The organism is Stenotrophomonas nematodicola, assembly GCF_009467805.1.
Lineage (GTDB): Bacteria > Pseudomonadota > Gammaproteobacteria > Xanthomonadales > Xanthomonadaceae > Stenotrophomonas > Stenotrophomonas nematodicola.
Genome location: NZ_WIAY01000001.1, coordinates 841,003 through 859,909 on the forward strand (window position 1 = coordinate 841,003; position 18,907 = coordinate 859,909).

At 64.4% G+C, this 18,907-nt stretch carries 34 protein-coding genes; 11 read left to right on the plus strand and 23 right to left on the minus strand.

The genetic code is table 11. From position 1 onward, the window contains the following. Nucleotides 1-5: 5 nt before the first annotated feature. The 12 genes from GDJ08_RS03860 to GDJ08_RS03915 form a co-directional block, all read right to left on the minus strand. Nucleotides 6-872: a head maturation protease, ClpP-related gene (locus GDJ08_RS03860; protein WP_153164337.1), complete on the minus strand. Its 867-nt coding sequence runs from the start codon at nt 870-872 to the stop codon at nt 6-8. A 3-nt stretch (nt 873-875) separates the two neighbouring features. Then, nucleotides 876-2,168 (minus strand): phage portal protein, encoded by a 1,293-nt coding sequence (locus GDJ08_RS03865; RefSeq protein ID WP_153164338.1) that lies wholly within the window; start codon nt 2,166-2,168, stop codon nt 876-878. Then, nucleotides 2,165-3,856 carry a terminase large subunit gene (locus GDJ08_RS03870; protein WP_153164339.1) on the minus strand — a complete coding sequence of 564 codons (1,692 nt, stop codon included), beginning with the start codon at nt 3,854-3,856 and terminating at the stop codon, nt 2,165-2,167. Before GDJ08_RS03870 ends, GDJ08_RS03865 begins: the two co-directional genes overlap by 4 nt. Then, nucleotides 3,849-4,277 (minus strand): hypothetical protein, encoded by a 429-nt coding sequence (locus GDJ08_RS03875; RefSeq protein WP_153164340.1) that lies wholly within the window; start codon nt 4,275-4,277, stop codon nt 3,849-3,851. Before GDJ08_RS03875 ends, GDJ08_RS03870 begins: the two co-directional genes overlap by 8 nt. Before the next feature lie 141 nt (nt 4,278-4,418). Next, the gene (locus tag GDJ08_RS20430; RefSeq protein WP_153164341.1) at nt 4,419-4,781 is read right to left on the minus strand and encodes an HNH endonuclease signature motif containing protein; all 363 of its coding nucleotides are present in this window, start codon (nt 4,779-4,781) and stop codon (nt 4,419-4,421) included. Next, nucleotides 4,781-4,969: a hypothetical protein gene (locus tag GDJ08_RS03885; protein ID WP_153164342.1), complete on the minus strand. Its 189-nt coding sequence runs from the start codon at nt 4,967-4,969 to the stop codon at nt 4,781-4,783. Before GDJ08_RS03885 ends, GDJ08_RS20430 begins: the two co-directional genes overlap by 1 nt. Further along, the gene (locus GDJ08_RS03890) at nt 4,966-5,451 is read right to left on the minus strand and encodes a hypothetical protein (RefSeq protein ID WP_229296436.1); all 486 of its coding nucleotides are present in this window, start codon (nt 5,449-5,451) and stop codon (nt 4,966-4,968) included. Before GDJ08_RS03890 ends, GDJ08_RS03885 begins: the two co-directional genes overlap by 4 nt. Beyond that, a complete protein-coding gene (locus tag GDJ08_RS03895; protein WP_153164343.1) occupies nt 5,448-5,900 on the minus strand; it encodes a lysozyme in 453 nt (150 codons plus the stop codon). Before GDJ08_RS03895 ends, GDJ08_RS03890 begins: the two co-directional genes overlap by 4 nt. Further along, nucleotides 5,897-6,094, minus strand: a complete 198-nt coding sequence (locus tag GDJ08_RS03900; RefSeq protein ID WP_153164344.1) for a hypothetical protein — start codon at nt 6,092-6,094, stop codon at nt 5,897-5,899. The genes GDJ08_RS03895 and GDJ08_RS03900 overlap by 4 nt, the downstream gene beginning before the upstream one ends. Nucleotides 6,095-6,283: 189 nt before the next feature. Further along, nucleotides 6,284-6,988 (minus strand): hypothetical protein, encoded by a 705-nt coding sequence (locus GDJ08_RS03905; RefSeq protein WP_153164345.1) that lies wholly within the window; start codon nt 6,986-6,988, stop codon nt 6,284-6,286. Continuing rightward, nucleotides 6,972-7,175: a hypothetical protein gene (locus GDJ08_RS03910; RefSeq protein ID WP_153164346.1), complete on the minus strand. Its 204-nt coding sequence runs from the start codon at nt 7,173-7,175 to the stop codon at nt 6,972-6,974. The genes GDJ08_RS03905 and GDJ08_RS03910 overlap by 17 nt, the downstream gene beginning before the upstream one ends. A gap of 39 nt (nt 7,176-7,214) precedes the next feature. Further along, complete coding sequence (locus GDJ08_RS03915) at nt 7,215-7,628, minus strand: hypothetical protein (protein ID WP_153164347.1); 414 nt, start codon at nt 7,626-7,628, stop codon at nt 7,215-7,217. Here GDJ08_RS03915 and GDJ08_RS03920 point away from each other — a divergent pair. Continuing rightward, nucleotides 7,627-8,304 (plus strand): hypothetical protein, encoded by a 678-nt coding sequence (locus tag GDJ08_RS03920; RefSeq protein WP_153164348.1) that lies wholly within the window; start codon nt 7,627-7,629, stop codon nt 8,302-8,304. The genes GDJ08_RS03915 and GDJ08_RS03920 overlap by 2 nt on opposite strands. Nucleotides 8,305-8,313: 9 nt before the next feature. Here GDJ08_RS03920 and GDJ08_RS03925 read toward each other — a convergent pair whose 3' ends face one another. The 9 genes from GDJ08_RS03925 to GDJ08_RS03965 form a co-directional block, all read right to left on the minus strand. Beyond that, nucleotides 8,314-8,682, minus strand: coding sequence for a Ref family recombination enhancement nuclease (locus GDJ08_RS03925; protein ID WP_153164349.1), 369 nt, complete (start codon nt 8,680-8,682; stop codon nt 8,314-8,316). Beyond that, nucleotides 8,682-8,915, minus strand: coding sequence for a hypothetical protein (locus tag GDJ08_RS03930; RefSeq protein WP_153164350.1), 234 nt, complete (start codon nt 8,913-8,915; stop codon nt 8,682-8,684). The genes GDJ08_RS03925 and GDJ08_RS03930 overlap by 1 nt, the downstream gene beginning before the upstream one ends. 130 nt (nt 8,916-9,045) lie before the next feature. Next, nucleotides 9,046-9,960 (minus strand): DHHA1 domain-containing protein, encoded by a 915-nt coding sequence (locus tag GDJ08_RS03935; RefSeq protein ID WP_153164351.1) that lies wholly within the window; start codon nt 9,958-9,960, stop codon nt 9,046-9,048. After that, on the minus strand, nt 9,957-10,199 hold the full coding sequence (locus tag GDJ08_RS03940; RefSeq protein WP_153164352.1) for a hypothetical protein: 243 nt from the start codon (nt 10,197-10,199) through the stop codon (nt 9,957-9,959). The genes GDJ08_RS03935 and GDJ08_RS03940 overlap by 4 nt, the downstream gene beginning before the upstream one ends. Then, nucleotides 10,199-10,750, minus strand: a complete 552-nt coding sequence (locus GDJ08_RS03945) for a hypothetical protein (RefSeq protein ID WP_229296437.1) — start codon at nt 10,748-10,750, stop codon at nt 10,199-10,201. The genes GDJ08_RS03940 and GDJ08_RS03945 overlap by 1 nt, the downstream gene beginning before the upstream one ends. Further along, complete coding sequence (locus GDJ08_RS03950) at nt 10,743-11,600, minus strand: helix-turn-helix domain-containing protein (RefSeq protein ID WP_153164353.1); 858 nt, start codon at nt 11,598-11,600, stop codon at nt 10,743-10,745. Before GDJ08_RS03950 ends, GDJ08_RS03945 begins: the two co-directional genes overlap by 8 nt. 2 nt (nt 11,601-11,602) lie before the next feature. Beyond that, complete coding sequence (locus GDJ08_RS03955; protein ID WP_153164354.1) at nt 11,603-11,914, minus strand: winged helix-turn-helix domain-containing protein; 312 nt, start codon at nt 11,912-11,914, stop codon at nt 11,603-11,605. Beyond that, complete coding sequence (locus GDJ08_RS03960; RefSeq protein ID WP_153164355.1) at nt 11,911-12,441, minus strand: phage regulatory CII family protein; 531 nt, start codon at nt 12,439-12,441, stop codon at nt 11,911-11,913. Before GDJ08_RS03960 ends, GDJ08_RS03955 begins: the two co-directional genes overlap by 4 nt. Nucleotides 12,442-12,550: 109 nt before the next feature. After that, entirely contained in the window at nt 12,551-13,030 is a 480-nt protein-coding gene (locus GDJ08_RS03965) for a helix-turn-helix domain-containing protein (RefSeq protein WP_153164356.1), read from the minus strand. Here GDJ08_RS03965 and GDJ08_RS03970 point away from each other — a divergent pair. Next, complete coding sequence (locus GDJ08_RS03970; RefSeq protein WP_229296438.1) at nt 13,029-13,820, plus strand: S24 family peptidase; 792 nt, start codon at nt 13,029-13,031, stop codon at nt 13,818-13,820. The two genes, GDJ08_RS03965 and GDJ08_RS03970, sit on opposite strands and share 2 nt — an antisense overlap. A gap of 122 nt (nt 13,821-13,942) precedes the next feature. On the opposite strand, the gene GDJ08_RS03975 is transcribed toward GDJ08_RS03970, so the two are convergent. After that, complete coding sequence (locus GDJ08_RS03975) at nt 13,943-14,677, minus strand: DUF3800 domain-containing protein (RefSeq protein ID WP_165699757.1); 735 nt, start codon at nt 14,675-14,677, stop codon at nt 13,943-13,945. 206 nt (nt 14,678-14,883) lie between these two features. Here GDJ08_RS03975 and GDJ08_RS03980 point away from each other — a divergent pair, with 206 nt between their 5' ends. The 9 genes from GDJ08_RS03980 to GDJ08_RS04015 are packed head-to-tail and all read left to right on the plus strand — an operon-like array spanning nt 14,884 to nt 18,257. Further along, entirely contained in the window at nt 14,884-15,075 is a 192-nt protein-coding gene (locus GDJ08_RS03980; protein WP_153164358.1) for a hypothetical protein, read from the plus strand. After that, nucleotides 15,072-15,314 (plus strand): hypothetical protein, encoded by a 243-nt coding sequence (locus GDJ08_RS03985; protein WP_153164359.1) that lies wholly within the window; start codon nt 15,072-15,074, stop codon nt 15,312-15,314. The genes GDJ08_RS03980 and GDJ08_RS03985 overlap by 4 nt, the downstream gene beginning before the upstream one ends. Then, nucleotides 15,311-15,547 carry a hypothetical protein gene (locus GDJ08_RS03990; protein WP_153164360.1) on the plus strand — a complete coding sequence of 79 codons (237 nt, stop codon included), beginning with the start codon at nt 15,311-15,313 and terminating at the stop codon, nt 15,545-15,547. Before GDJ08_RS03985 ends, GDJ08_RS03990 begins: the two co-directional genes overlap by 4 nt. After that, nucleotides 15,544-16,038, plus strand: a complete 495-nt coding sequence (locus tag GDJ08_RS03995) for a hypothetical protein (RefSeq protein ID WP_153164361.1) — start codon at nt 15,544-15,546, stop codon at nt 16,036-16,038. Before GDJ08_RS03990 ends, GDJ08_RS03995 begins: the two co-directional genes overlap by 4 nt. Continuing rightward, a complete protein-coding gene (locus tag GDJ08_RS20310; RefSeq protein ID WP_267873489.1) occupies nt 16,035-16,169 on the plus strand; it encodes a hypothetical protein in 135 nt (44 codons plus the stop codon). Before GDJ08_RS03995 ends, GDJ08_RS20310 begins: the two co-directional genes overlap by 4 nt. Beyond that, nucleotides 16,157-16,339, plus strand: coding sequence for a hypothetical protein (locus tag GDJ08_RS04000; RefSeq protein ID WP_017355882.1), 183 nt, complete (start codon nt 16,157-16,159; stop codon nt 16,337-16,339). The genes GDJ08_RS20310 and GDJ08_RS04000 overlap by 13 nt, the downstream gene beginning before the upstream one ends. Then, nucleotides 16,332-16,877 carry a hypothetical protein gene (locus GDJ08_RS04005; RefSeq protein WP_153164362.1) on the plus strand — a complete coding sequence of 182 codons (546 nt, stop codon included), beginning with the start codon at nt 16,332-16,334 and terminating at the stop codon, nt 16,875-16,877. Before GDJ08_RS04000 ends, GDJ08_RS04005 begins: the two co-directional genes overlap by 8 nt. After that, a complete protein-coding gene (locus GDJ08_RS04010; protein ID WP_153164363.1) occupies nt 16,874-17,914 on the plus strand; it encodes a phiTE_072 family protein in 1,041 nt (346 codons plus the stop codon). The genes GDJ08_RS04005 and GDJ08_RS04010 overlap by 4 nt, the downstream gene beginning before the upstream one ends. After that, entirely contained in the window at nt 17,907-18,257 is a 351-nt protein-coding gene (locus GDJ08_RS04015; protein ID WP_229296439.1) for a hypothetical protein, read from the plus strand. The genes GDJ08_RS04010 and GDJ08_RS04015 overlap by 8 nt, the downstream gene beginning before the upstream one ends. Before the next feature lie 266 nt (nt 18,258-18,523). On the opposite strand, the gene GDJ08_RS04020 is transcribed toward GDJ08_RS04015, so the two are convergent. Continuing rightward, nucleotides 18,524-18,823 carry a hypothetical protein gene (locus GDJ08_RS04020; protein WP_153164365.1) on the minus strand — a complete coding sequence of 100 codons (300 nt, stop codon included), beginning with the start codon at nt 18,821-18,823 and terminating at the stop codon, nt 18,524-18,526. Between the last annotated feature and the right edge of the window lie 84 nt (nt 18,824-18,907).

The following is an 18,907-nucleotide window of genomic DNA, read 5'->3' on the forward strand; positions in this document are numbered from 1 at the left end:
TCTCCTTACAGAATGGTGGTGAGGTTCGCGGCCAGCGCCGCAGTGGTCGTGAAGCCGGCAGCGTCACGCTGGCCGTGTTCGGTGGGCTCGCCCTCACCGCCGCCAGCGGGATCGCCCGCGCTGGACTTGAATTGACTGATCAGACGCATTGCCTCGGACTTGGGCATGCCCGACGCCCGGAGCGCTGCCTCCATCCGGCGAACTGCTGACGCGTTCTTGCCGTCGTCTTTCTTGCTGATTTCGTCAGAATCGAGTAACGAATCGGCAAAGCCTTGCGATACAGCGGCGCTGCCGCCGATGTAGGACTCACGATCCATCAGCTTCTGCATCGCCTTGACGTCCTCACCGGTCCTGGCGGCGTATACGTCGGCCATCGCCTGGTCGAACGGCTCCAACTGGTCCGCGATCTCACGCAGCTCGTGTCGATTGCCCGCCGCGAGCAGCCAGCAGTTGTGGATCATCAGGAAGCCAGCTCGCGCAATCTGAACCTTGTCACCGGCCATACCTATGATGGACGCGGCCGACGCAGCGATTCCCATCACCTTCACGGTGACCTCGCCGGGGTGCTCGCGAAGCATTGAGTACATGGCAAGGCCTTCGAACATGTCCCCGCCCGGCGAGTTGATTGCGACGGTCACCGGTCCTTTGCCGAGCGATCGCAGAGCAGCGGACATGCGTTTGGCGGTGAATCCGCCCCCAGTCCACCAGTCCTCACCGATGACGTCGTAGATGCCGATCGTTCGGTCCTCATCGCCTTCCGCGGCGGCACGAATGCTGGAGTCCCAACGATCGAAGGCAGCCGGTGCGATGTAGCTGCGCACGTCCATCTGCGGCCGTCCGCTGGGGACGCCCGGCGTTGCACGGATAGTCATCTCTTATTCCTTGCTGGTGGTGTCAGGCACGCCGAGGAACGCGCGCATCGATGCGCGGGCTGCGTTGCCGTCTTCGGCTTGGCCAAGTTTGTCGAGCGGTGCCAGCGCCGTCTGGACGGTCAGCACAGCCGCGTTGCCCCCCATCGGTTCACGGTCTTCCAACTCGCGAACCTCGTCGCGGGTGAGGATGCCGTTGTTCACCATCGACGCGTAGAACGCTGCACGGCCAGCACTGTCCGCACGCAGCAAGCCCTCCACCGCGAATTTGGGGTAGTACCGGAGCCTTTCGGCGGGCGTCAGCAGGTCTTTGCTGATCGCCTGCTCTATACGCCTCAGCCAGGGGCCCAGGGTGAACGTAAGGAACCCGATCATCTGCTGCTCAATCCCGGTGCCCCAGCTTGTCGACTTCTCGCTATGGCCCACCATGAAGGGCGGGACGCGGAACCAACGGCAAATCTCTTCCACCGAGAACGCCCGGGATTCAAGGAGCTGGGCGTCGGCGGGATTGATGCCAACGGTCTTGATCTCAGACCCAGCCTCAAGGATTACGGGGCGTCCCGCGTTCACCGCGCCACTCAATGCTTCAAGAGTTTTCCGCGCGTCGTCTCGCTGGTCGGGCTTCAGCACGGCAGGGAAAGTGATTGCGGTTGTCGGCAGAAGCCCCTTGGCGAACGTACCGCTCGCGGCCCGATCTGCGCCGATGGCGGCACCGAATACTTCCGCCCCGTAGGCAATGACTGAGACGCCATCCTTTCCGTCCAACGAGAAGCCGGGGATGCTCCATATCCGATCATTCTGGATCTCCCTCTGCAGCCCCTCCTCGTCGGTGTATCGCCACACTTTCACACCGTCACGCCTGAAGCTGGTAAGCCGGTCTGGATGAAGGAACTGGAGACCGACAAGCCGACCACCGATAGTCAGCTTCTCGCACCTAGCGTTACCCCGCAGCAGCATTGCCGCCACGCTCGCCTCCCAATGCACTGCTGCGGTCGTGTCGGCGTTGGGCTGATCGTGGAGAATGAAATGAAGCGGATGGTGGCTTGCGACGCGCTTCCCACTGCTGGTCTTTTCGAACATCGAGAGGGGAAGCGTAGAGATCGTCTCAGAGATCAACCGTACGCACGACCATACTGCGGACAGCTTCAGCACCGTCTGCTGGTTCACCGGGACGCCTGCTGCGGAACTGGAGCCGAAGAAGTCGGACCAGAAGTCGCCATCGGTCAATTGGATAGGTACACCGAGCCATTTCAGGGCCGCCGCCCGCAGGCGACCCGGCTTTGCTGAGCGCGCCTTCATCCGATCACCGGACTCGCGAGGAAGGCGCTCGCGTCATCTTCCGCTGCTACTGGCATGCTCAGGCCCACGGCCATCAGCAGGGTCGCCATGTCGTCAATCTTGTCCGGTGAACGCTTCTTGTCGGGCTTCATGTTCAGGTTTCCGTCCTTCACCGCGATGAGATTGGAAGCACACCAGTTCAGCACTGGGTCGTTCCCGTGTTGGATGCTTTTGCTGATATAGGCCCGTTCCAGCTCCTGCATCGCCGGGTGGTAGTTCTTCGTGGTCTGGTTGAACTCGATCAGCGGGTGGCCATCGGCCAGCAGCCGTTGGCTGATCTCCTGGGCATTCCACTTGTCGAAGCCAATCGCCAAAGGTCCGAATCTGTCGATGTCCTCGCGGATACGGCGCTCAACCACCGCGTAGTCGGTTACCTCTCCCTCGGTGACTTCAATCAGGCCGGCTGCCACCCAACCCGCGTAGGGCACGACGCCGCGCTCTGTGCGCGCGCGCACAGCTTCCGAGGGGACGAATCGACGGCCCCAGGTGTAGTACACGCCGTCGACCTTCCAGACCAGCCTCCAAGAAGTCAGGTCCAAGGTGCTGGCCAGGTCCAACGCCCCCCAGCATGGATGGCCGGCGAGCCAGTCGAGGTCGATACGGCCGCCGCACCTCTGCCATTTCGTCAGGTCCACCCATCCCGTGGCTGAAGACGCTGGGCGGTTGAGCCGCTTGATCTTGAACTCGGCCAGCTTGGACGGCATCTGCCGCGCCTCGACGGCTTCCTTGCGGATCGCCTTCAACAGGTGCGGGTTCGCGTCCATGAGCGGGTTGGCCTTTGGCCACGCCGACTCGTCGAACTCGTCGTCCTCGTCGTCAACCGCAAAGAACACCACCAGGAAGTGGTCGGCCGAGTCTCCCAGGACACCTTGCAGCACCTGCTTTGCGAACTGCCGAATCTCGCCCCAGGGTCCGGGGTTGGTATATCCCTCGGTCGTGGTGTACAGCCACAGGGGGTTGCTCCGCGCGCCTGCTGCGGAGGTCAAAACGTTCAACAGGTCTGCCGACTTGTGAGCGTGGATCTCGTCCAAGCCAACATGCGACGGGTTCAGGCCGTCCTGCGTACTCGCCTTGGAGTTGATTGGCTTGAACGTTGCGCCCGTCTCCACCCGGCTAATCGCGTTGGCCCAGCACGCAAGCCCGAAGGCCTCCTGCAGGTCGGGCGTCTTCTCGGTCATCCGCTTGGCGACGTTGAAGATGATCCGCGCCTGGCTGCCGGTCGTCGCCGCCGAGATGATCTGGGCACCCTCTTCTTCTTCACAGCACTGGCAGTAGAGCAGGATCGCCGCGGCCAACGTGGACTTGGCGTTCTTGCGGGCCACCGCGAACAGAGCCGACGTGAAGCGTCGGCTGCCATCAAGGTTGCGGAAGCCAAAGAGCTGCACCACAAAAAACACGTGGGAGCGGTGCAGCTCGATTTCGGGCCGTGCCCATTTCCCTTCAACGTGCGGGAGCTTCTCGATAAAGTCGCATGGGTCGCATGCGTGCCACTCATCGAACAGGAAGGGCGGCCGCTTCCGCTTGGCGCGCTTGAGGTCCGCGAGGAACCGCTTGCCGGCCAACCGAATCCACTTGCCGAACTTCTTGCCCTTCTTGTCGGCTACCGCCTCTTCTGCGTATGCCGTGGCGATACCAACGTAATCACGCACGGGTCTTCCGCTTCGCACCGTTGTTGGCGAACGCGTTCCCGACTTTCTCGACGTCTCCTGACGGCCTGACCTTGCCCTGCGCAACTGGGGTCAAACCGAAGTCGTTCATCAGACCACGTAGCTGCGCCACCATTGACGCTACCGGCGCCAGGCCGGCGGCGTAGAGCTGCACGGTATTGCCATGCAACGCGCACAGCTGGCCGAATGCGGACAGGCCCGCCTCGGTGAGTAGCTTGTTGGCATGGAGGATTGGCGCCAAGCGGTTCCATTCCTTGACGGCATGAGGGTTCGGCAGCCAGTCCGGGGCCGGCGGCACGTCAGGCACCAGCGGCAGCTCGGCGGCCGCAGCGGGCGGTGCGCGGTCAGGGCGATCCGTGCCGGCCACCACTTTCAGCGATGTCGGTTTGCGGGGGTTCGCCATGTTCGTTCCGAGGGGCGGCAAGTTCACCGCGAAAAAATGGTTTTTCTCAACTGACGGTGCAAAAAAACACCTGGGCGCACGTATCGGGACGCGTTCAGGTCGAACTTTCGACCACCCCCCGTTCAGGTTTCTGTGGGTAACTCATTTCGCCGGCCATCGTTCAGGTTTCTGTGGATAAGTGCGTGACGCTCGCCTGTTCCCGAAACCGCCGTCCTCTCGCGCGGTCTTGGCGCTGTGGCAGGGCCGGCATAGACCCTGCAGGTTCGACAGGTCGTTGTTCCGACTGTCGCCGTCCCGATGGTCCACGTGGCTGGCGGCGGTAGTCCGGCCTTCTGCCATGCACGCGACGCATAGCGGTGACTGAGACAGCACCACGGCGCGCAGTCTCAGCCAGTAAGTGGAATTGGTGGCGAGCGCGCGCTCGGCCTGCCGATTGCGCTCCGGTGGTGCATGCTGCTTCACCGCGCTGCCGTGTGGCCGGTGCCTTGGCGCTCGACTTGGCATCAGTAAGGCTTCCCGTCCATGTCAGTGCGCGGCGGGTCCGCGTCATCGGCGACAGGCGTGCCCACCTCTTCGCCCAGGAGCAGCGCCACTGACTGAACCAAGAGCGCGATCTGTTCTGCCTGCTGCGCGATCGTTGTCTGCTGCGCCTCGATGGCCAGCACCAGGCGCTCGACCAGTTTGTCAGTCATTGGATCGCTGCCCGGTCGGCTTCGATAACGGCTTGGCAGGCGATGATGTCGTGCTCGGCGTCGGTGACGATTCGAACAACAGCTCCTGCAACCTCTGGACGTAGTTCGGCGCGCGCATCACGTTCGGCGGCGCCGGCGGCAGCCTCGGACAGGCGGTCGGTGTGGCAGGTGGCGAGGTCGTCGCGCAGCCGGAGAGTGCCATCACGCAGCTGAGCCACAACAGCAGCAGGGACGGCCTCGGCCGTCTTGCGGTCTTCTTCAAGCTTGGCTCCAATGGCGGCCATCGTACCGGCCGCCGCATGTTCGATTGATCGGGTGGCATTCACCTGATCCAGCGCCGCGCCCGCTATGAGAGATGCACGCGTGGATTCAGTTGCAGTGGCGCGATCGCCACGCCACCACCACCCAGCGATGAACCCACCCACAAGAAGCAGCGCGGAGCAGATAAGCGCGGCGACGGCAACTGCCGCAGTTCGGTTCACGACCTTCCCTCGCACAGGGCCCGCTCGGCGGTGCGCCGCCGGACCAGGCCCGGCAACTGGCGCCCGCCGGCAAAGGTCCAGCGGTCAAGCTCCTGGCAGAACGGCTTCCCTTCATTGAGAAGGCGGACGAGCGTCGAGGCACACGCAGTGCTGGTGCCCACGTTGTAGGACCAACTCAGTACCGCTGCCGCCTCATGCCGCTCGACAGGGCGGGTGATGCACTTGTCCATTGCGAGAGCATGGGCATGGAGACTTGCGCCCATGACGGCGAGGCATTCATCCCGACTGAACTGCTGCTTGAAGGCGACGACCTCCTTGTCGGTCTCACCCGCGCAGGCAGTCGGAATGCCTACCGGGTCGCGATAGACCTTCTGCTCCACGCCCTCGAACATGACGACGACGGGCGTTGCCAGAAGGACGACCGCAAGCACAGCAATCCGGCCCTTCATGCGCGAGCCCTCTGCCGCCACTCGCGGACCCAACGCCAGCACAGATAGCTGATCTGGCCCACCAGGTAGATGATGGTCAACACCACCACCACGCGATCCAGGCTTGCGCCGGCCGCGACCGCGCCGGCCACAGTGACAGGCGGAACCGCCTTTGCCGCAGCACTCACTGCGGTGGTGATGATTTCGTCCCGCATGGTTGCCCCGTGGAATGTCCGGTTCGGCATATGCCCCTCCCGGTTGATTGGTGCCCGCCCCTGCGCCGGCTGGGCACGAGGGTTGATCCGGCTGGGTCGCGGGCAAAGAAAAAGCCCCGGCTTTGGCCGGGGCTTGCGTCTGGATGGTGGCAACATTGCCTGCCTTTCCGGGGACTCATCAAGTCCCCATTACGCAGCGCGCGATAACGCCCGATTGAAGGCCTCCGCTGCCTCCCGCTCAGCGCCCCTCATCCGCTCCAGCATCCACTCATAGACCGGCTGCCAGAACCGTTGGTAGGCCGACTTATCAGCGCCGATGGCGATCGCGCGTTTCCTGCCGCTGAGCGCTTCAAGTCCGGTGCCGTCGCAGCATTCGCACTGCACCACTCCGGAGCCATCGTGGGCAGCCTGGACCCTCCGGCCGTCGCAGGCAGCACAGTTCTCGGCGCCCGCCATTTCACTGATTACAGCCGCGGTGAGCGCTCCGAGCTGTTCCATCGTGTTGTTCGGCCAACACAGCGCGCGTACAGCCTCAAGCTTCGCTTCCGCTCGGCTGCGCTCCACTCGCTGGGCATCGGTCACGGCACCACCTGCCCACCCCATGCACGCCTTGGCAATGCCGAACTCGGTGCGTGCCAGGCTCAGGGCCTGCTGCTGCCGGATGTACTCCGGGGCCACCAGGGCGATCACCGCCTGGCGCACTCGCTGGCTACGCCGCGCACCGCTCTCCGGCCACCACAGTGCCTCCAACAGTTCCCTGCCCAGACCAGCTGGCACCATGCCGAGCGCCGCCGCGATGTCCTGATTGGTGAGGGCGGGCACCCCGCCGCGCCCGGTGTCGAATTTGACGGTCGTCGGCCCCAGTCGGCCCATCAACTCACGTACGTCTGCCATGCCCATTCCCCTGTCGCTCTCGTCGATTGATTTCACGGCGCAGCGCCCGTGCTCGGCGCAGCGCCTGCTCTGCCTGCTGCCTCTCGGCCGGGGCATTCCAAGCCCTGGCCCAGCGCATCGCGGCTATGTCTTGCTGGATGCCGCTCAGCAGCTCCAGCGCCTTGTCGTCGTAGCAGGTCAGGTCCATCCAGCCAGCTTGCCGCCCTTCCGTCGCACCACTCGCGACCTACTCCACCATCCGGGGACTGCCCGTAATCCGCATCACTACCTGCCCGCCGGGCCGGCGCTCGTCATGGACGAACGGGAGGCAGCGGAACCGCTTATCGTCGATGCCCAGCGCCTGGGCGATGCCATCCCGGTAGGGCTTGCACCGGCCGATCATGTTGTCGTCGTCCGGGAGCTTCTTGCCCGGGGCCTGGTAACACTCGATCCACAGATACAGCCGGCCCTCCGGCAGCCGCAGGCCTCGCCATCCGGCCTCATGAGCAAGCACTACCGCCATTTGGCGGGCGGTCTTCGTGGCTTGTGCTTTCACCCGGAAGTGGACACGCGCGTTTGGCGACAAGTCCTTGCTCGGCCAAGGCAACACAAGCTCTAAGTGGGGGGGGCGACATTCACCGTTGTGCAGAAGTTCATTCATGAGGATCAGCCTCGCGAAGTACTATTCCTGTATTCCCATATCGATGGAACCGAGCATGGACGCACGTGGCCGAGGCAGAGACAAGATCATCCTGACCCTGATGGGATTGGGATTCGGGTTCCTCGCAGGTTGGGGTCTCTTTTACCGCTGGGGGAGCGGCCCAACTCTTGCGCCGGTTAGCATTTCTGATTGGCTTCAGGCGGCAGGCAGTCTGCTGGGCATCGCCATAGCCGTGTATGTACCGTGGCGCCAACGGCAGTATCAGATTGATGAAGAAAGAAGGCGAGACAGGGAGCTCGTTGAAATCATGCACACGGCGCTGTTCCAGCCCGCTGAAGCGTATAGGGCGAGTTGCGCTTACTTTCAGCGCGATCTGCATGCGAGGCGTGAACGTCGCAAGAACATGCCCACTTTCCTGTTTGAGCGTCCAATTGAATTTGATCAGTTTCGGGAGAAGCTCTATTTGCTGGGCGCGCTGGGTGGACAGATCAACAAGCTTATTGCTCATCAGGATGTCGTTCGAATGCATTACAAAGAGTTCCTGTTATTTGACGACCCGGTTCCACCGACGTTCACCGCAAGGGTGACGTCTCGTCTGGAGCAAGGCATCGCTATTGCGGAGGACATTGCATCTAGGTTGCAAGAGCTCGCAAACAGGCGCGCAGATTGGAACTGAGTTTTCCTTTTAGGCAAATTGGCGCAGGTGTATGACTGCCGTTTGCTGCTCGATGAGCTCGTCGTCCGATCCGTAGGTTTCACGGAATATCCGAGAGCCATCCATCAGGCTTGGTCCGTATATCTCGCGCATCTCACCGAGTGTCTTGCGATGCATCGGATGCCGGCGGTGGTGCCACACGCACAGGGCGTACCCGAACGCGTGGCCGCGCCGCATGTTCCCGCTCTTGGCGTGGTTGTAGTCGCAGCCATAGACCACCAGCGGCGGCGCCAGCAGCTCCTGGGCGACCAGCGACAGGCAGGCCATGCACGGTCCCACCTTGGACGCCTCGATACGGGCTGCCTCGGCTGCGGTCGGCGGCGGCGCCTTGGACCACATCAGCGCGCGCCTCCCCTGCCCTTTTCGTCCCTGTCGGCCAGGCGCCACCCGTGCTGCCACGCGTGGCCCTTCTCGCTCAGCGGCGACAGCTTCTTCGGCTCCAGCTCGTCCTCGCTGTCCGTCCACACCAGGTGCGGGTTGTCGCTCAGGCGCTGGCCGTTGAGCCGGGCCGAGTACCCTGCGTTGATCTCGGCGGCGAACCTGCTGCGGGTGCTGTAGGCGTTGAAGTCCATCAGGCAGTCCGCCGCAGCAGCACCAGGCTTGCCCCCACCAGTACCCCGGCCCAGGCGGGCGCACTCATCCCGAGCACAGCCAAAAATCCCGTCACGAACAAGACTGCATCCCACGTTGACCTCTTCATGGTCAGGCCCTCGCCAGCTCGTGGTCGCGCGGGACCGTGAACCCTGCAGCGCGCGCATGCCCACCACCGCCGTACAGCGCCGCCACCTCGCTCACGTCCACCGCGTCCGGCGTGGAGCGCAGGCTGAACACGCGGCCGGAGGCAGTGTCGTAGTAGCAGGCGGCGAACGGCCGGCCCTTGCCCATGAGGTGGCCGGCCTCGCTCACCAGCGCGCGCGGGATGCTCGCCGCCGGCACGCGGTAGTTCCCGATCACCAGCTCCCGGCGCGACAGCGCGACCTGCTCGGCCACGTCCTTTGCCCTGGCCCGCTCCAGCACCAGCCCCTGCTGGTACAGCGAGTAGGTCGTCTCGGCGGCCAGTGCGTCCCACGCCTGGAACGTGTACGAGTGACTGTGGACCGTCGCGCAGATCTCGCGTGTGTGCTGCAGGGCAAAGCGCCACAGGTCGCGGTCCTCGACGTGATCGAGGAACGCCGGCCGTGCCTTGGCAGGGTGGAAGAAGTCCCACGCAATGCCGGCGCCGCTGCGGCTCATGTCGAAGAGCGCGCACACGATGCCGCTGCCGACACTGGCGTTGGCCGAGTAGTAGTCCCACGCCGCCCGCGCATCCGGCAGGCTGTCGAGGCGAACAACCCGCGCCAGCCCGGCCTGACCGACGTAGCAGTTTCCCGACGTCAGGCTGGCTTCGGCCGACTTGTGGTGGTCCAACACCAGCACCGAACGGGCGGACAGGCCCAGCTGCATCAGGACGTCGAACGGATAGCAGAAGTCCACCAGGATCACGTCCCGGCCGGCAACCTCTGGCGGCGCCTCCCCGTAAACGCCGGGGTGGAACTCGGCGTCCATCGCCTGGCGGACGGCCCATGCCGCGGTGAACCCGTCGGCGCAGTTTGCGTGGTAGATGACCAGCGGCTTCATCGTGGTGTTGCTCCTGTCTGTCTGGTGGTGCGGCGGCGACGGGCCGGCGCGGGTTGGCATTGGCGGGCCAGCGCTTCAAGCCGCAGCGCCTCGCCCAGGTAGTAGTCGTGGCGTTCCTGACGCTCGGCCGCACTGAACTGCACGTCGCGCAGCGCGGTCTCGGCAGCCACGCGGTTGGCGTCTGCCAGCCGCGCCGGGTCGTGTTCGAAGATGTCGAGCTGGGTCCGCAACGCACGCATCAGGCAGCCCCTGCTGCACCGGCGCCGGCGTCCATCAGCCCGGACGCCCCCATCGCCTCGACCTCTGCCCCCGACAGGTGTAGCTCGCGGGCGATCTCTGCCAAGTGCTGCTGCACCTGCTCGCGGCTGGCCGGCACCTGCTCGCGGACCTCGTGCTCAAGCTCTGCAGCCGGTGCATCCGGCAGCGCCCCGCCGCGCATCACGTGTTCGCGGGCCTGGTCGTACGCTTCGCGCAGCAAGCGGTCGGCCATGTCCGAGCTCGCCATGCGGTAGCGGTGGCCGTCGAGGTACTGCCATACCAGCCGGGTGAAGCCGTCCTGCTTACCGGCGTCGGCCCGCACCGCAGCGAAGGCCGGCACGCCCAAGCAGCGGAGGCGAAACTCAGGCAGTGTCGGAGGCCAAGGGTCGGCGCAGGTGATACAGGCACTGATCCCCACAGCCAGCTGCTCACCGGTCAGGCCGGACAGCCCCTTTGCCCATGTCAGCGCGGCACCCTCATTCGGATTGTCGCCGTAGCTGCCGGTCCAGCGGCCGCCGTAGATCTCAGCCATTCGGATCCACAGCGTGCGCGTCACTGTCGAGGACAGGGCCGCGCGTGGCATCGGCGCGCTCGCCATCGATGGCATGGCGGAGGACACGCTCGGCAGGAGATTCGCGACGGATTGCATGGGTGCCTCCAGTGGAACGGTTGGTGGTGGTCAGCTCGCGTTCGAGCCAGGCGGCCTCGAAGCCCTGCCAGTTGCGGTTGCAGCACTTGCGGAGACAGTCATCGACGGTGAAGCCCAAGGCGCCGGCCAGGTGCAGCTCGGCGCCGAAGCTCTCCAGCACAGTCGGTGTGACCGGGGCGCGGCGCTTGCGGCGAAGCTGCAGCCAGTCGGCCAGCACTTGGGGGGACGGTTGGGCAGGCCAAGTCGAGAAGTCCAGATCTCCCGCGTGTTCAGCAGGCGCGCTTGCGCGCTTCTTCCTGCTCTTAGGTTCTGTTACTGGTTCTCTTCCTGGTTTATGTGCAACTGGTGCACCACCCTGGTGAACGTCGTTCACCACCGGAGGAATCTGCTGCACTACCCCGTGGTGAACGTCGTTCACCACCAGATATGGGTCATGGTCCGGCGCCTTCGGCTTCGCTTGGATGCCGAAATGGAAGTTGAGCAGGTACTGATTCGCCAGCTTCACGTTGCCGTTCGCTCGCGCGAGGATCGTGATGTAGCCGGCCTGTGCCAGCTTCTGGATCTGATCAATGACCGAACGGCGCGACAACCCACAGTCGTCAGCCAGCGTGTCGTGACTGGGGCGGCACTGCCCGGTGTCTTTGTTGTGGCGCTCGGCCAGCATGAGCAGAACCAGTTTCTGCGTGCTGGTGACGCGTTGTCTGGCCGCCCAGGCGAATGCTTCAAAACTCATCGTCAGATCACCAACGCCAAGTTCTCGCCCGGGGCAACAGGCCACCAGGTGCAGGCGCTGCGGCCGCTGACCTCGCACGGCTTCTTCGGGCCGCGCCACGCGCGTCCGCTCTCCAGCAACTCAGGCAGGCGGCGGGCCAGCATGTAGCGGTCGTGGCCCGTCGCGCGCGCCAGTTCCATGCTCGTCAGGCCGGGGCACTGTTGGACCGCCTTCGCGGCACGGTCCTGCTGGATGGCCTGCTGACCGCTGGCGATGAGGTGGAGGGCAGCCTCGTGGCTGGTGCCCACATCGGTAGCACGCGCCGGGTGGTTCATCGGGTCGCCCTCCCCTTCCCTGCAGCCCGCGCAACGTTGCGCTCCAAGCGGTGCGCCATCGTGCGCAGCGCGCGCGCCTCGCTGACCATGAGCGCGGCCTCGTCGCTGTCGATCCGGCGGTCTTCCATCGCATCCACGGCTGTGCCGGTGAGGCGCCCCACCCGCGTGGTGATCTCCAGCAGCTTGAGCTGCACCGCCCCGATCTCGTCGGCCCAACCGCCCTCGGGCGCTGGCGGCACCAGATCCACGGCCATGCCGAACTGCCCGGCCAGAGCCCGCATCCATTCCAAGGCGTAGTCGCCGCCACCGGCCTTCTGCTGCATCCACTCGGTCAGCAGCTCGGCGATCTCGATGGTCACCGACTCACCTTCTGTGCCGTTGAGCTTGGCGCGCAGCGTCTCGGGGTGCATGGACTTGCCGCGGCGGTCGGTCAGCCACTTGGCGGCCTCGATCACACCGCCCGGCGTCTTGCGGACGGCGTTGTAGAGGCAGTCGAGCCAGTTAATGGAGGAAGTACGGCAGGTCATGGGTCACCTTGGGAAGACGGGTGTTTCAAGGTTTCGGGCCGGGCCCGGGTGGCGCACCATTTGCGCTATGGACGAAATCAATTCAGGGACGAAGGCCAGGGACGGCCAGTTAGGCGGCGTGGACGTCGAGATCGATTCGGCCTGCGTCGGGGTCTTCGGGAGCAGCGACGGCCGGTGCCTGCTCCTGCACCCCGAGCAGCTTCATCACCTGCGGGAGGGCCGGAACGCCCTGCTCTTCCGGCCAGGCCGCCACCTGCTCAACCGGCAGCTGCAGCACCTTCGCGAGGTGAGCGTCGGTGGACAGGCCCAGCCGGGCGCGCAGCGCGCGCTTACTCATTCGACTGTCGACCTGGGTGTTGATCGCCGCGCGCGGACTCCTTGCGGCCGGGCCAAAGATCATTGGCTCCTTGGGGACCTGTTCCGGCCCAAGACGTTCGGTTTCGCGCTCGATCGATGCGGCGAGCTCGGGGCTGGGCCGCTTCCCCCGCCATCGGGTTGCGATCTGCCACAGATAATCAGGACTGGTTCCACACGCCTCGGCAAGCGCGACGCGGCGATTCATGTCGGAGATGTAGGTGAGTAGGTCCATGTCACCAACATTAGCCTATGGCTATTGTCGTTACAATAGCCACAAGCTCGTTGGCTTGAATAGCCATTCGCTATCCAATGAGGAGATGCGACCAATTGACGATATCCGCCACGAGAACCTCCTCGCCCTGATCGCGTCCAAGGGCGGTCAGCGGCACTTCGCCGACGCTGCTGGCATCAAGAATCCGGCCCAAGTCAGCCAGTGGGTAAACCGAAGCCGCAACGCGAGCACCGGCAAGCCGCGGGTCATGTCTGGCGGAACGGCGCGGGCAATCGAAACCGCCCTCTCGCTCCCGGCCGGTTGGATGGACACGCAGCATGATGGAGCCGATATGCCAGTCGCACGGGTCGCAGAGACTGAGACACCACCCGGCTATGTTCGCTTCGACTTGTTTGAAGGGGGTGCAGGGATGGGCGTAGGGATGGTCAACCAGGACTACCCTGAAGTAGTGAAGACCATCGAGGTCGCCGAATGGGAGGTCCGCCGGAAGCTAGGCTATCTGCCCCAAGCTGGTCGGATCCAGATCATCACCGGACGAGGGCCGTCAATGCGCCCAAAGCTCGAGGACGGCGACATTGTCTGGATCGATACCAGCTGCGACTACTTCGACGGCGACGACTACTACCTGATCAACATCGGCGGCGAGACGCAGATCAAGATGCTGCAGAAGCGCGGGGACGGCCTTTATGTGGTGAGCGTCAACACGGACTTCCCCCCGTATCGGCCGGATCCCGGCGATGTGAGCATCTTGGGCAAGGCTCTGATTCACGCGGGACTTAGGAAGTTCTAACCGACCTGAATCCCGGCCCAGTTAGACACTTGCAATTTGGACGGGTCGTCGCTACCCTTCGCGCAAGTCGGACTGGAAATATCCGGTCGGCGCTGGGCCCCACTCGTTGGGGCCCTTCGCTTTTAAGGGCTCACCTTAACCCCGAAGCCCCTTACAGCTCCGGTAGGCGAGCGCCTAATTCGTGCCCGAATCGCGCCGTATGCTCTGCTTTGCTGTTCAGGACGCAGTACATGCGCTCCAAGCGGTCGGGCCGCGAGGTCCGCGATCTGAAGGCCTGCCGAGTTGGCGGACTTGGGAACCATCAATAGATCGAACGGTAGCGCCCGGCGGCAAGCGTTGTTTCCACTTACGATCTGCTCAAACGCAACCTTCAACTGGGCATCTTCTTTCCTACCTCGGCATTCCACGATCACTGTCGTGCGGCGCGCCCCATGCCCCCTCTCATTCAGCTCAAGGAATGCGCGTTCGAGCACGAAGCTCATCGAAAGCTCATACGGATTGCGCGGAGCGGCGTAGCGTTGAATGTAGCGCTCCTTGTGGATGACGCTATAAATCAGCTGGAACTCGCCCTGGTGAAAGATCTCCGCAACCTCTTGATGGAACGCGTCCCGCTGCTCCGCAATTTGCAGGAAGGAGAACGGGCCGCTTGGCTTTCGGATCTCACGCTCATGAAGAATCACCTCTGTATGCCCCCAATGCTTGAGCTTTAAGCGGCTCAGAGCGGGCGACAAGGTGCCGACATATTCGTCCTTTTCAACAAGGACGCCGCACAAGACGAAAACGGGGTAGTGGCGATCGATAGAGTCGAGGCCATGATCTCCGCTTTCGTCGATAAAAAGCATGTAATCGCTGAACATCCCTTCCCTGCACATTGCTTTAGCTCGCGGTTGCAGGATCTTAGCAAACAGACTCTTCTCCAAAATTCGGGGCCCGCACCAAGTGAGGGCTATAAAAAGCCATGACCGATTAGCTTTTGGCTATTGACAATTCAATAGCCGTTGGCTAACTTCTCTCTGCCGCCCAACATTCTCCCCATCCTGGGGCGGGGCGCAGGAGATCAAGCATGGCCATCCTTGCCCTCAGAACCTCTACCGGACCCGTCCAGGTCCAAGCCCAACCCGTAACCGGCAAGGTCGCCATGCACGTCGGCGACGCCGGCCGCGTCTACCTCACCGCCACCGAAGCCGAAGACGCCGCCGCGCAGCTCCTGAGCGCCGCCGCAGAACTGCGCAGCTCCCAGCAGGTGGCGGCATGAGCGCCCCGTCCAAGATCCCCGCGATCCGTCACGCCGTCAGTGCACTTCACGGCGCAGCGGACGATGGCGCGGACACCCGCCGGTACGCGGAGCAACTGCAGGAAGCAGCCGCTGGCCTGGACGAACTGGTCGAGGCAAGCCATCTCTTGGCCTATTCGCTGACCGACGGCACCGATTCCAGGCAGCACCACCTTGCGGTCTACGCCGCCCTCGCTCGCGTCAAAGGCGGTGCCGCATGAGGGCCGTCGTCCTGCAGTTCCCCATCGACAACGCAGCCCGCGCCAACGGCGCCGGCCTGGCGATCGCCATCGCCGCAAAGCGTATGGGCTACGCCGCGCATCACATCGCCCGTGCCGCCGCACTCGCCCGCCGCGAGGTGATCGACGGCCGCAAGAGCGCAGGCCGCGCGGTGTCCGACATGACCCGCACCCTCGCCCGCGCAGCGCGCAGCAACGGAGGCGACGCCGCATGACCTACTACAAGACCAACGACCCGGCAGTACTGACTGCATGGGAGCAGGAACGGGCCGGAAAGGCGGAGCTGCAAGCGGAGATCGACGCCTTCGCCGCTCGGTTCGGTGGCGAAGGACTGATGTACGCGGATACTGCGCGGCTCGCGGGCATCAGGTTCAGCCCGGCAAAGCCGCGCGACCTGTGGCGGTCGCCGGACCACAATGGCCTGCAATGGCCCCGCAGCGCGCCGCTTAAGGGTGCAACAGCCGAAACAAAGGCTGCGCTCAAGGCGCTGCAAGCTGAGTGGAACGACCATCTGCCAGCCCGCGAGATCGACACGAATGCTGTGTACCGAGCCCTTGGGTTCAGCAGCAGTCTCGATTTCCTCTTTGAAGGCCTGCGGCTCTTTCGCGCGAACGGCTTTGTGTACGCATCCACTAAAAAGGCGATGCCGCGCATGACCGAGATCCTGGGCAGCGAGTACGAGCTGGCAAAGGCGGCTCGCGCATGAACGCCATCGACTTCTCCTTCGGCCTGGTCCTGGGCTTCGCGACCGGCGCGTGGGCCGGCCTCCACTGGGCGCTGCGCCGCCAGGAAGAGCAGTTCGCACGCCTCATGGAGCAGATCCGATGCGCGCACTGATCCGCCACTGGCGCGCCGCTGTCCTGGTGCTGCTCTGCGCCCTGCTCGCGGCCGTCGCCGGCGCCATGCACTGGGCAGGCATCAACGACACAGGCGTCTACATGCTCATGGGCGCCCTGCTCTGCGCCAGCCAGGTGCCCGACGCGTGGAGGCGCGGCCGCGATGGCTGAGGCGCCGACTGTGGCCTCGACCGTGCGTGACATGCGCCGTGCTGGCGCCGCAAGCGAGCCGGTGCCGGCCGCAACGGTGCAGGCCTGGACGCAGACGCTCCTGACCCAGCTGTACGGCACGCAGACCCCGGCCAGATACGAGTGCAGGCCGCGATACAGCACCGAGCCGTGGCAACCGGCCGAGATGGGAGACGTAGCGCATTACCGGCGCCGGAATCTGGAACTCCGCGCGCTCTATCTGCACCCGCCGGCCGGCAAGCACAAGGACCACCGGTGGCCGGCCGGTAGCAACGGCCAGGGCGAATGCCTGGAGTGCGGTGAAACCGAATGGATCGCGGGGCCGGACTGCAGACCGTACGCACCGATCCGCGACCACCGCTCGGACACGCCCTTCTCCCTGACGTGGCTGATCGAGCCGCTGGAAAAGCTCCAGTACCTCACGAAGCACATGAACACGCTGGACCGCGCCAAGTGGCGCACCGAAACCACCTACCTCATCGATCGCATCAAAGACCACGCGAAGGGAAGCCAGCCATGACGACTGACAAATGCCACAGCCCGGCAACTGCACCCATGTGGTGGGACGGCGGCGACCGCGCCATCACAGCGCGCGAGAAAGCCACCATCGAAGAGCATGGCCCCAGCTGCTACACCATCCCACTGCTGCCGGCGCACGCTGCGGACCCTGCGGACCCGTGGCGCGGCCTGTACCTCCCCGCCCGCATGTCGGCGCCTTCGGAGTATGGCGACCTCAGCCATCCGGATATCCCTCTCTGGCCTGACCAGCGAGAGGATGCGCTCGACAAGTTGGTCCATGCCCAAGGGTTCGACTTCCAGATTGTCGCCGGCGAGTTCACCTACGAGGCTATGGACGACGGAGATGAGCTGTACTGGCAGGAAATGCGCGCCTGGAACCCGGAAGCTCCCGAGGGTGAGTGGCGCCTGGCATGGAAGGGCGACACCGAAGACGGTCCCTATGCGTGGTTCGTGCGGCCGATGGCGCTGCGGCCGGAGTTGGCCGCCCTCGCCGCCCGCCAGTCGGGGGGCGTGGATGAGCCTGCTTTTGACCAGACCATCGAGCAGCGCGACCGCTATCACGGGACGGCCGACGAGCTGGCCGATCACATCGCTCGCATCACTGGCGTGGACATCGGCGAGCACAGCAGCGTCAACTGCCCGTGGCAGAACGCCATCGAAGCGGCGGCGGAGTACAAGCCCGCGCAGGGCATCGACCTGGGGCAGGTCCGCGAGATCCGCATCCCGGCACGCAACAACCTTGATCCCATCAGCGTATTCGTCCAGGACCAGGCCGCCGGCCGGGGCCGCATCGTCGTCACCTGTTACGGCAATGCCTGGCAAGCCTTCTGGGGCGCAATGGGCGACCGCACCGTGATGGAGTTCGTCGCACAGTGCGATGCCGACTACGTGTCCGGAAACATGATCTCCGGTCGCCAGACCCGGATGACGAAGGCAGAGCGCGCGTACACCGAACGCATCGCAACGGAGGTGATCGCAGAGTTCCGGGCCCTGCGCGACAGTCAGCGGGATGCAGCGCAGGGGCTGGGAAATGGCTGACACCAAACAGCAGCACGCCATCAATCCGTACTGCGACGGCCCCGTCTGGCAAGCGTTCGGTCTCGGCCGGGCCGGCTACCTGGTCGTGCCGCGCCGCACGCTCCAGTCCATGCCCCTCGAATGGCAGCAGAAGTTCGTCGCGCTCATGGACGAAGCCCAGGCGCTGTTGCCGGGCGACGCGTTCCCCGACTACGTCGTGCAGCACCGCGAGCGCGGCCGGTTCGTGTCCGACGCACTGCGCGAGTACCGCCACACCGGCCCGATCCCGCACACCACCGCCACCCAGGCCGCAGTGAAGCCTCTGTGCCGTGGCATCACCCTGCTGCCGACGGAGCCCCGCTAATGTTCTGCCGCTCTCTTCGCCATTTCGCGAGCAAGCTCCTCCGCGATTGCCAACGCTCCAAGACAGGAGTCGGCTTCGACGCAAACGATCGAGGTCTCTCCGGTCTCGATCAGTTCGATCGACAGAAGTGTCCAGCAACCAAGGTCTGTGCGCCACACTTTGGCAACGTACGCGGCGCCGTCGACCTCAAGATGGACGGGGTACACATCGCGGGGGTTCGAAAGCCTAGCCATTCAAATCTCCTCGAAAACTACCAAGAAAGTCCGTCAGATTTTGCTGTCGCTGCTCATGTGGCATTCCGCGAAGGAACCCACAAGCTCCGCCTGCTCGCCGAGCAAGGAAATGAGGTAGCGCACACCAGCGTCAAGTGCTTCGTCCAGCGTTGCCGCTTCAGCAGTCGCCGGAAGCGGCTCGTAGAAACGATCGGACATCGCTACCGAGTAGACGAATGCTGGCCTGCCTTCTGGCTTCCACGCGACCACCCGGTAAGCGATGCCGTCGTGCGTCCCTTCGCGCACGGCCAGCTCTACCGGAACCTCACGGTACTGGCGGCCGCGGTGTCTCATCACCTTCCTCGACCTCCCCGTCGAAGAGCGCTCGGCAGAGCATATCCGAACCCCATTCCTGTGGGCCAGCCCCCACGAAACCAC

Bases quoted from the DNA above. Each gene is read 5' to 3' on its own strand.
- GDJ08_RS03860 (WP_153164337.1), bottom strand. From the start codon at position 872: ATGACTATCCGTGCAACGCCGGGCGTCCCCAGCGGACGGCCGCAGATG.
- GDJ08_RS03865 (WP_153164338.1), bottom strand. From the start codon at position 2,168: ATGAAGGCGCGCTCAGCAAAGCCGGGTCGCCTGCGGGCGGCGGCCCTG.
- GDJ08_RS03875 (WP_153164340.1), bottom strand. From the start codon at position 4,277: ATGGCGAACCCCCGCAAACCGACATCGCTGAAAGTGGTGGCCGGCACG.
- GDJ08_RS20430 (WP_153164341.1), bottom strand. From the start codon at position 4,781: ATGCCAAGTCGAGCGCCAAGGCACCGGCCACACGGCAGCGCGGTGAAG.
- GDJ08_RS03885 (WP_153164342.1), bottom strand. From the start codon at position 4,969: ATGACTGACAAACTGGTCGAGCGCCTGGTGCTGGCCATCGAGGCGCAG.
- GDJ08_RS03895 (WP_153164343.1), bottom strand. From the start codon at position 5,900: ATGAAGGGCCGGATTGCTGTGCTTGCGGTCGTCCTTCTGGCAACGCCC.
- GDJ08_RS03900 (WP_153164344.1), bottom strand. From the start codon at position 6,094: ATGCGGGACGAAATCATCACCACCGCAGTGAGTGCTGCGGCAAAGGCG.
- GDJ08_RS03905 (WP_153164345.1), bottom strand. From the start codon at position 6,988: ATGGCAGACGTACGTGAGTTGATGGGCCGACTGGGGCCGACGACCGTC.
- GDJ08_RS03910 (WP_153164346.1), bottom strand. From the start codon at position 7,175: ATGGACCTGACCTGCTACGACGACAAGGCGCTGGAGCTGCTGAGCGGC.
- GDJ08_RS03920 (WP_153164348.1), top strand. From the start codon at position 7,627: ATGAGGATCAGCCTCGCGAAGTACTATTCCTGTATTCCCATATCGATG.
- GDJ08_RS03915 (WP_153164347.1), bottom strand. From the start codon at position 7,628: ATGAATGAACTTCTGCACAACGGTGAATGTCGCCCCCCCCACTTAGAG.
- GDJ08_RS03925 (WP_153164349.1), bottom strand. From the start codon at position 8,682: ATGTGGTCCAAGGCGCCGCCGCCGACCGCAGCCGAGGCAGCCCGTATC.
- GDJ08_RS03930 (WP_153164350.1), bottom strand. From the start codon at position 8,915: ATGGACTTCAACGCCTACAGCACCCGCAGCAGGTTCGCCGCCGAGATC.
- GDJ08_RS03935 (WP_153164351.1), bottom strand. From the start codon at position 9,960: ATGAAGCCGCTGGTCATCTACCACGCAAACTGCGCCGACGGGTTCACC.
- GDJ08_RS03940 (WP_153164352.1), bottom strand. From the start codon at position 10,199: ATGCGTGCGTTGCGGACCCAGCTCGACATCTTCGAACACGACCCGGCG.
- GDJ08_RS03945 (WP_229296437.1), bottom strand. From the start codon at position 10,750: ATGGCTGAGATCTACGGCGGCCGCTGGACCGGCAGCTACGGCGACAAT.
- GDJ08_RS03950 (WP_153164353.1), bottom strand. From the start codon at position 11,600: ATGAGTTTTGAAGCATTCGCCTGGGCGGCCAGACAACGCGTCACCAGC.
- GDJ08_RS03955 (WP_153164354.1), bottom strand. From the start codon at position 11,914: ATGAACCACCCGGCGCGTGCTACCGATGTGGGCACCAGCCACGAGGCT.
- GDJ08_RS03960 (WP_153164355.1), bottom strand. From the start codon at position 12,441: ATGACCTGCCGTACTTCCTCCATTAACTGGCTCGACTGCCTCTACAAC.
- GDJ08_RS03970 (WP_229296438.1), top strand. From the start codon at position 13,029: ATGTCACCAACATTAGCCTATGGCTATTGTCGTTACAATAGCCACAAG.
- GDJ08_RS03965 (WP_153164356.1), bottom strand. From the start codon at position 13,030: ATGGACCTACTCACCTACATCTCCGACATGAATCGCCGCGTCGCGCTT.
- GDJ08_RS03975 (WP_165699757.1), bottom strand. From the start codon at position 14,677: ATGTTCAGCGATTACATGCTTTTTATCGACGAAAGCGGAGATCATGGC.
- GDJ08_RS03980 (WP_153164358.1), top strand. From the start codon at position 14,884: ATGGCCATCCTTGCCCTCAGAACCTCTACCGGACCCGTCCAGGTCCAA.
- GDJ08_RS03985 (WP_153164359.1), top strand. From the start codon at position 15,072: ATGAGCGCCCCGTCCAAGATCCCCGCGATCCGTCACGCCGTCAGTGCA.
- GDJ08_RS03990 (WP_153164360.1), top strand. From the start codon at position 15,311: ATGAGGGCCGTCGTCCTGCAGTTCCCCATCGACAACGCAGCCCGCGCC.
- GDJ08_RS03995 (WP_153164361.1), top strand. From the start codon at position 15,544: ATGACCTACTACAAGACCAACGACCCGGCAGTACTGACTGCATGGGAG.
- GDJ08_RS20310 (WP_267873489.1), top strand. From the start codon at position 16,035: ATGAACGCCATCGACTTCTCCTTCGGCCTGGTCCTGGGCTTCGCGACC.
- GDJ08_RS04000 (WP_017355882.1), top strand. From the start codon at position 16,157: ATGCGCGCACTGATCCGCCACTGGCGCGCCGCTGTCCTGGTGCTGCTC.
- GDJ08_RS04005 (WP_153164362.1), top strand. From the start codon at position 16,332: ATGGCTGAGGCGCCGACTGTGGCCTCGACCGTGCGTGACATGCGCCGT.
- GDJ08_RS04010 (WP_153164363.1), top strand. From the start codon at position 16,874: ATGACGACTGACAAATGCCACAGCCCGGCAACTGCACCCATGTGGTGG.
- GDJ08_RS04015 (WP_229296439.1), top strand. From the start codon at position 17,907: ATGGCTGACACCAAACAGCAGCACGCCATCAATCCGTACTGCGACGGC.
- GDJ08_RS04020 (WP_153164365.1), bottom strand. From the start codon at position 18,823: ATGAGACACCGCGGCCGCCAGTACCGTGAGGTTCCGGTAGAGCTGGCC.